The 2500-nt window shown below is 55.1% G+C and carries 1 tRNA gene and 2 rRNA genes (1 of these 3 cut by a window edge); all 3 read right to left on the bottom strand.

What is annotated here, in order from left to right:
* Positions 1-345: 345 nt before the first annotated feature.
* Positions 346-422, bottom strand: a tRNA-Met gene (locus NKI41_RS32355).
* Positions 423-552: 130 nt separating this feature from the next.
* Positions 553-667 (bottom strand): 5S ribosomal RNA (gene rrf, locus NKI41_RS32360).
* A 96-nt stretch (positions 668-763) separates the two neighbouring features.
* Positions 764-2500 (bottom strand): 23S ribosomal RNA (locus NKI41_RS32365); it runs 1062 nt beyond the window's last position.

The raw sequence follows: 2500 nt of genomic DNA on the forward strand, positions 1-2500 counted from the left end.
CTTGTCTGGCAATGGCCGATACATTCGCGCCCGGCTTCAGTGTCGCCTCGATCAGCCGCGACTTCGCTTCCGCCGACCAGCGCCGCCGCGGACGCTGCGGGCTTGCCTCCAGTCGGTTGGCAACCGCTTCAAGAACATGGAAACTTCTATCATCAGGCATAGGCGCAGACATAGAAATTGACACTGCAAGCTCCTCGGCTCCTTGCTTCAGTGTCAGTATGTCTCGCTCATCACCTCAAGCCGCGCCAGATGGGGTCAGCTTGGCGCTTACGAATGCTGAGTGTCCTGTCGCCGTACTTCAGCCCATACGACAACGGCCCGCACAAGGCGGGCCGTTTTCGAATTTGGTTGCGGGGACAGGATTTGAACCTGTGACCTTCAGGTTATGAGCCTGACGAGCTACCGGGCTGCTCCACCCCGCGTCAACCCTAGAAGTAAGCCTTGGCTCACTGGATTCAAGCTTCCGCCAAATGAAAGGGCCGCTTGCGCGGCCCGATATCCCGTTGGCGGGCCTGTTCGTAAGGAGAAGATTAAACAACGTGCGCTTGGCAGACCTGGCAGCGACCTACTCTCCCGCGTCTTGAGACGAAGTACCATCAGCGCTGGAGCGTTTCACGGCCGAGTTCGGAATGGGATCGGGTGCAGCCGCTCCGCCATAACCACCAGGTCGGCAAAACGCACGTTGCTCGAGAAGCTGTTTTCTGTGCCATCCATCTCGGCGCAATCCAAGGATTGTCACCAGAAATGGGCATTAGGAATGAGAACGATCAAGCCGATCGAACTATTAGTACCGGTAAGCTTCAAGCGTTGCCGCTCTTCCACACCCGGCCTATCAACGTGGTCGTCTTCCACGGTTCTCAGGGAATACTCGTTTTAAGGTGGGTTTCCCGCTTAGATGCCTTCAGCGGTTATCCCGTCCGGATATAGCTACCCTGCTATGCGGCTGGCGCCACAACAGGTCCACCAGAGATCCGTCCATCCCGGTCCTCTCGTACTAGGGACAGATCCTTTCAATATTCCTACACCCACGGCAGATAGGGACCGAACTGTCTCACGACGTTCTGAACCCAACTCACGTACCGCTTTAAATGGCGAACAGCCATACCCTTGGGACCTGCTCCAGCCCCAGGATGCGATGAGTCGACATCGAGGTGCCAAACAACCCCGTCGATATGGACTCTTGGGGGTCATCAGCCTGTTATCCCCGGCGTACCTTTTATCCGTTGAGCGATGGCCCTTCCACGCGGGACCACCGGATCACTATGACCGACTTTCGTCTCTGCTCGACTTGTCAGTCTCGCAGTCAGGCAGGCTTATGCCATTGCACTCAGCGAACGATTTCCGACCGTTCTGAGCCCACCATCGCGCGCCTCCGTTACTCTTTAGGAGGCGACCGCCCCAGTCAAACTACCCACCATACATTGTCCCGGACCCGGATAACGGGCCGCGGTTAGACATCCATAGTGATAAGGGTGGTATTTCAAGGGTGGCTCCACCTGAGCTGGCGCCCAGGTTTCAAAGCCTACCACCTATCCTACACATGCCACTACGAATGCCAATGTAAAGCTATAGTAAAGGTGCACGGGGTCTTTCCGTCTAACCGCAGGAACCCCGCATCTTCACGGGGAATTCAATTTCACTGAGTCTATGCTGGAGACAGCGGGGAAGTCGTTACGCCATTCGTGCAGGTCGGAACTTACCCGACAAGGAATTTCGCTACCTTAGGACCGTTATAGTTACGGCCGCCGTTTACTGGGGCTTCGATTCAGAGCTTGCACCCCTCCTCTTAACCTTCCAGCACCGGGCAGGCGTCAGACCCTATACGTCGTCTTGCGACTTCGCAGAGCCCTGTGTTTTTGATAAACAGTCGCTACCCCCTGGTCTGTGCCACCCTCCCATGCTTGCGCATGAAAGGGTCACGCTTCTTCCGAAGTTACGCGTGCAATTTGCCGAGTTCCTTCAGCATAGTTCTCTCAAGCGCCTTGGTATACTCTACCAGTCCACCAGTGTCGGTTTCGGGTACGGTCTATAAGGAGGAGCTATTTCCTGGAACCACGCAGCAGCCCTTTCAATCCGATAAGATTGGACTACCTCAATGATCCGTCACTTCCTCCAGGCCCACGAATATTAACGTGGTTCCCATCGTCTACGCATTTCTGCCTCGACTTAGGGGCCGGCTAACCCTGCTCAGATTAGCTTTAAGCAGGAACCCTTGGACTTTCGGCGGGGGAGTCTCTCACTCCCCTTACGTTACTCATGTCAGCATTCGCACTTCTGATACCTCCACCACCCCTCACGGGTATGGCTTCATCAGCTTACAGAACGCTCCGCTACCGCTTGCATTGCTGCAAACCCTAAGCTTCGGTGTATGGCTTTAGCCCCGTTACATTTTCGGCGCAAAGACCCTTATTTAGACCAGTGAGCTGTTACGCTTTCTTTAAATGATGGCTGCTTCTAAGCCAACATCCTGGTTGTTTTGGGATCCTCACATCCTTTCCCA

This window comes from Mesorhizobium sp. M0601, from assembly GCF_040320845.1.
Lineage (GTDB): Bacteria > Pseudomonadota > Alphaproteobacteria > Rhizobiales > Rhizobiaceae > Mesorhizobium.